At 33.4% G+C, this 5,179-nt stretch carries 4 protein-coding genes and 2 pseudogenes; all 6 read left to right on the forward strand.

Going from position 1 to position 5,179, the window contains the following annotated elements; genetic code table 11:
- The first annotated feature begins 117 nt into the window (after nucleotides 1-117).
- Nucleotides 118-630, forward strand: a complete 513-nt coding sequence (locus JCM10596_RS22505) for a PH domain-containing protein (RefSeq protein WP_025029023.1) — start codon at nucleotides 118-120, stop codon at nucleotides 628-630.
- Nucleotides 623-2,098 carry a PH domain-containing protein gene (locus JCM10596_RS22510; protein ID WP_051541419.1) on the forward strand — a complete coding sequence of 492 codons (1,476 nt, stop codon included), beginning with the start codon at nucleotides 623-625 and terminating at the stop codon, nucleotides 2,096-2,098. The genes JCM10596_RS22505 and JCM10596_RS22510 overlap by 8 nt, the downstream gene beginning before the upstream one ends.
- 305 nt (nucleotides 2,099-2,403) lie before the next feature.
- Nucleotides 2,404-2,816, forward strand: a pseudogene (locus JCM10596_RS28430) (transposase); the annotation flags it as partial.
- 545 nt (nucleotides 2,817-3,361) lie between these two features.
- A complete protein-coding gene (locus tag JCM10596_RS28435; protein ID WP_025029025.1) occupies nucleotides 3,362-3,727 on the forward strand; it encodes a transposase family protein in 366 nt (121 codons plus the stop codon).
- Nucleotides 3,685-4,134, forward strand: a complete 450-nt coding sequence (locus JCM10596_RS28440; RefSeq protein WP_081792161.1) for a transposase — start codon at nucleotides 3,685-3,687, stop codon at nucleotides 4,132-4,134. The genes JCM10596_RS28435 and JCM10596_RS28440 overlap by 43 nt, the downstream gene beginning before the upstream one ends.
- A gap of 127 nt (nucleotides 4,135-4,261) precedes the next feature.
- Nucleotides 4,262-5,179, forward strand: a pseudogene (gene istA / locus JCM10596_RS27115) (IS21 family transposase); the annotation flags it as partial.

Genomic DNA, 5,179 nt, shown 5'->3' on the forward strand with positions numbered 1-5,179 from the left:
TTTGAATTTTGCTTTTACAAGTTAAGGGGCGCTCCTATCCTGCATAATTTGTTTCTCAAAAAAGGAATTGTGAAGTAGATTTATATATAAATAAAAGAAATGGGGAAAGAAGATAGTATGATAAAAGAACCACAACAGAAGATATCACCTGAGGCTGTGAAAATGTGGAGAGTAGTAGATTTAATAGTATACTTTACTATTGTCCTATTTCTATTAGCGATTTTGTTTTTTCAAAAGTTTTATGGCTGGAATGATCTAATAAGCAAAATAATATATTTGTCTATGATTCTAGTATTTATTTCTAGTGTTATTGAAATCATTTTTATACCTGTATATCGCCAAAGAACATGGCGATATGAAGTTGATTCTAAGTACATACAATTAAAACATGGGGGAGCCATAAAAAAGAATCACTATATTATTCCCATGACTAAAGTGCAATATGTAAATTCGAGTCAGGGTCCAATATCTCGTAAATTCGGTTTGTCTACAATTAGAATTGGGACAATGGCTTCAGAACATAAGATCCCTGCTATTCCAGAGAGAGAGTCAATTGAATTACGGGAGAGAATTGCCTTTTTAGCGGGAATTCAGGAATCAGATAAAGGGAGAGAAAATGAGAGTGAATGAAGAAGTTCAAGCCAAACGAATGCATCCTTTGTGGATTCCATTATTGTTTATTCGTTCTGTTAAGGAACTAGTTCTTTTTTCTGTTTTTTTGTTTGCTGTTAAAGCTTTAAAATCAGATTCTTCTTTTTTGAATATATGGATAATAATTTCTATCTTGTTTTTAATTTATAAATCCATTTCAGCTTTTTTTTCTTGGAAGCATTTTAAATATATTTTTACCGAAAATAAAATACTTATTTTCGAAGGTCGACTCAAAAAGAAGCAAAGGTTTATTTCACTTGATAGAATTCAAGGAATTAAAAGAAGTACAACATTGATACATCGAGTATTTAATCTTACATCACTTCAATTGAATACAGGATCAACTGGAAAGGAGGGTTTTGTAAAACTTGAAATGATCACCTTTGATGAGGCTGAACGAATAGAAAAATTATTAAGGGAGAGTGGTTATAATAAATCAGATAGTTTAGAAGGGACAAATAGTAGAGAAAAAAGTATGGCAGCAAGAATTTCAAATAAATACGTTTACAGTGTAAAAACACAAGAAATCATTATTGGTTCTCTTACATCTAATAGTGTTATTATTTTTATAGCTGTACTTCATACTCTGTACTTTAATCTAAAGGATTTTTTGTTAATAGAAAAATATATAGGTAATACGTTATCTTTTTTTCAGCGATCATGGCTAACAATACTTTTTGGTATTTTCATTTTTCTTATATTATCAATGGCTTATACACTTTTTAACAATTATATTAAATATAGAAATTTTAGAGTGAGTTCTAATCAACATCGAATTTTTATTGAAAAAGGACTTATAGAAACAAACCTCTTCTCAATTCCAAAAGAGAAGGTGCAAGCAATAGATATAAATACAAGCCTACTTCAAAAATTTTTCCTTATTGTTCAGGTGAAAATTATAAGTGTAGGAAAGGAAGAGGGAGAAGGAGAAGGAATTGGTGTTTTCAACATATTATTTCCATTCATTAAAAAAGATAGAGCGCTACATTTAGTACCAAGTATTTTACCAGAGTTTAAAATTAATCAACAGATGTGCAATTTGCCACGATCAGCAATTATAGTAAAAACTATTAGGGGTATCTGCTTCGGATTATTTATTGTGTTAATAGTGCTTAAGTTTTTTCCTGAATTTTGGTATATATCAGTAATTTTGTTTCTTCTGAGTGTTATTTCACAAGTGTTAAATGGGTTACATAGTGCATATAATTTGAATGGGGTATATATGCAATTACAAAAAGGAGCATTTACTACAAAATTATTTGTGACTACTCGTTCAAAAATTGAGGAGTTTAAAGTTACAGAATCATTTTTACAGCGTAAGTTTGGTCTTGCTTCAATTTATGTGTATACACGTGCCGACCCAATTCTTAAGACGAAAATGTCAGATATTCCAAAAGAAATGGCGATAAGATATTATCAGTGGTATGCAAATAAAAATGAAGTATAATATAAACAATACCACTAGTGTTGTCTTAATTAATTTGAAAAATTCATAATACACAAAATGTTTAGCGGTATATTGTCCGAAGGATAAAAAAATTCTTTACAATGGAAGTGCAGGTGGTTTCCTGTCCAAATCCAATAGTAAAGGATCATCTTATGGACATGCATTCACTATTTTCTTCATTTGGTAAACGGGTAGTACCTATTAATTCATTAAATTTTTAACAAAAAGTTGATGAACTTCAGCAAAGATAGAGCCTACGGGAAATCGCTCAGATGGAATTTCTTATTGATGAGAAGGGTGCCATGTGCGTTTTTGACCGAGGATACGTTGATTATGAAAGTTTGATAGATACTTTGAAAATGGTATTTTCTTTGCCTCTCGTCTGAAAAAGAATGCTGTGATTCATGCTATAGAAACTTTTTCTTTACCAGAAGGAAGTATCATTCAGTCTGATTCTATGGCTGTTGTAGGCGGCGCACAAAACCATATGGAAAATATTTTGCGTTTAGTAGAAACACTAGATACCGAAGGAAATCCTATCAGGATTATTACAAATCGCTTTGATCTTAATGCTGAGGAAATTGGTCAAATCTATAGAACTAGGTGTGCCATTGAAACATTTTTTAAAGGGATGAAACAGCATTCAAAAATCACTGTTCTTTATGGAACCACGGAACAGGCTGTTAAGAATCAAATTTATCTTAGTATGGTTTATTGTTACTTATAAAATTAAGCAGAAATCACAACACTCACTCCTGCAAATAAGTAGGTAGCTTAAAGTTTTACCTCTGGGACCTTGTGCAGAAATGATTGCAAACAGCAATTACAAGTCTAAACGAACTTCAAGAGGAAGGTGAATTAACCATTAACCTGTCCCTTTGCATTAAACTTATATATTTACCAAATTGACAGAACGACCTTTACTTGGTTATTAACTTTTTAGCTCTCCGAGTTTGAAATATTGTTCTGATTAATTAAAAGGTTTTCGTGAGTTTAATGCAAAAAAAGAATAGAAAACACTCCATACCATTTTAACGTAGCGAAAGCATCAAACAGTTCCACCTTTCTCAGCTCAATAAGCCTATGAAATAATCTCCTCAATGACAATGTTGAGGAGGTTTTTATTTATTTAGTAGTTATAGAATTAGTTGAAAAACACGATTCATCGTCAATTTCTGTGAAAAAAGTTTTAAAGACATGAAAAAACTCGCTATTTCCTGGAAATCCTTTTTGTAGGCAAATACAAATTAGGAGGAATAGCGAGTGAAAACAAATATTTGTTTACCACTAGGATTGCCAGAGTTTATGATTTTAAAACAAAAGATTCAAAAAGATACCATTTACCTAGATGTCGAGCCAAAGGGGGCGCCAGAATATTGTATTCATTGTGGCTTCTCGCCCCTTAAAAAACATGATCAGCGAATTAGGAAGGTGCGAGATTTAGATTTATTAGATAAAACTCTCTATCTATTATTCATATCAAACGCTGGCGTTGTTATAACTGTAATGAAGTGTTCTCTGAACCACTTACATCAGTACCAACGGGTAAACACGAAACCTATCGGTTTCGTAAGAAAGCGTTTGATATGTGTTCTGGAACAACGATTAGTTACGTTAGCCGTAAATTGAAGGTTAGTTATAAAACGCTTGAGAGAATTTATTATGACATAGCCAAGAAAGAATTGAATGATAGTGCTTGCTCAGGTGTAATTGGAATTGATGAAGTAGCTGTAAGAAAAGGTCATAGGTATGAAACTGTGGTTACAGATATCCATACAGGTATGATTCATCAAATGGGTCCCAATAGGGACTATGAAGCGACGGTTAATCTTCTCAATTCTTTCAAAGAAAAACCGCCATCCGTAGTGGTTATGGACATGTGGAAGCCCTTTTTTAAAGCTTGTCAAAACTCTTTGCCTAAGGCATCCATTGTCATTGATAAATATCATGTTGTTCAAAAGGTGAATCTAGCTCTTGATGCCGTGCGTAAAAGTAAAAACAAACAGATAGAAAGATTAAAAAAGGGACGTTTGTAAACGCTAGAATAAAGTTGACAGTTTTCGCTTGATAAGATTTTACACTTTTGCTCAATCAACCTACTACTTTAGTAAAATAGATATTGACGTTATTTTACTGGAGGTTAGGGTTTTGGAGGAGAAGTTAGTGTTATATCTAAAGATTCATGAACTACGTAAAAGAAAATTTAAAGTAGCACAAATCGCTAAGGAGCTTAAGATCTCAAGGACAACTGTCTAAATGTCATTTGATGAGGCAAGAGCTTATGCTGAACAGTCTTTGGGGAAGAAGAAAAAACTAGATGACTATAAAGACTGGATACTTGCCTGGCTAGAAAAGTATCCTCATCTTAGTAGTGCTCAGATTCATGATTGGCTTTTGGAGAGATATCCCGACCTATCGGTCGGTGGAAGTACCGTGAGATCTTATGTGAAAGATATTCGTGAAGTCTATCAGATTGAGAAAAAGGTCCTTGTTCGTCAGTACGAAGCAGTTCCTGAACAACCAATGGGCAAACAACTTCAAGTAGACTGGGGGGAAACAAAACAGAAGACGACAAACAACAAGGAAATTAAACTGTACTTTATTGCCTTTGTACTCGCTCACTCTAGACATAAATATATGGAGTGGCAGGTACGTCCATTTACTACAAGAGATGCGATCAGATGTCATGAAAATGCATTTCGGTTCTATGGAGGATGAAACAGAAGAAATCGTCTATGATCAGGACCATTTAATCGCTGTGAGTGAAAATGCAGGCCAGCTACTTTTAACAGCTGAATTTCAAAGCTATGTAAATGAGCGCAAATTTAAAGTTCACTTATGTAGAAGAGCTGATCCAGAATCTAAAGGCATGATTGAAAATGTAGTGAAATACATAAAAGGTAATTTCGCGGACAGTCGGGTGTTTAACAACATAGAAGATTGGAATGATCGAGCATTACAGTGGCTAAATCGTACTGGGAACCATCAAGTTCACCAGACCACGAAAAAAAGACCAGCAGAAGTGTTTCTCCTCGAAAAGCAACACTTACAGCCAGTCTCTTCGGTACTTTCATATGAAAG

The sequence above is a fragment of the Caldalkalibacillus mannanilyticus JCM 10596 genome (assembly GCF_000615945.1).
GTDB classification, from domain to species: Bacteria; Bacillota; Bacilli; order Caldalkalibacillales; family JCM-10596; genus Bacillus_AT; species Bacillus_AT mannanilyticus.